Source organism: uncultured Ferrimonas sp., assembly GCF_947489035.1.
GTDB lineage: Bacteria > Pseudomonadota > Gammaproteobacteria > Enterobacterales > Shewanellaceae > Ferrimonas.
This window is the reverse complement of the sequence record NZ_CANLCI010000070.1, coordinates 1-655: the sequence shown is the minus strand read 5'-3', so window position 1 is coordinate 655 and position 655 is coordinate 1. Positions and strand designations below refer to the sequence as shown.

1 protein-coding gene is annotated in these 655 nt (G+C 60.3%); it reads left to right on the top strand.

Annotated features, from left to right (window positions below):
- A partial coding sequence (locus Q0796_RS18110; RefSeq protein WP_298445889.1) for a VCBS domain-containing protein occupies positions 1-655 on the top strand: 655 nt, incomplete at both ends.

Sequence of the window (655 nt, the reverse complement as noted above, 5' to 3'; positions counted from 1 at the left end):
ACACCATCGACGATCCTTACGGCACCTTCGTGGTCAACGCCGACGGCAGCTGGACCTTCGACTTGGCCGACAACGACGCCGTTGATGCACTGACTTTGGGTCAGGAAGAAGTTCGTGAGTTCACCGTGACCTTGAGTGACGGCAGCACCACCACCGTCACCATCACCATCACTGGTACCGACGACGCGCCGGTGATCTCCAGCGATGCCGACCGCATCAACGAAGGCAGCACCGACCTACTCGACGGCACCCTGATCGCCACCGACGCTGACAACCCAGATTTGGCCTTCAACGCCAACACCATCAACGATGCTTACGGCACCTTCGTGGTCAACGCCGACGGCAGCTGGACCTTCGACTTGGCCGACAACGCCACCGTCGATGCGCTGACTTTGGGTCAGGAAGAAGTTCGTGAGTTCACCGTTACCTTGAGTGACGGCAGCACCACCACGGTGACCATCACCATCACGGGTACCGATGACGCACCAGACGTTTCCAGCGACGCCGACCGCATCACCGAAGGGGATAGCGCCATCCTCGATGGCACCCTGACCGCAAGCGACGCCGACAACCCAGATTTGGCCTTCAACGCCAACACCATCGACGATCCTTACGGCACCTTCGTGGTCAACGCCGACGGCAGCTGGACCTTCGA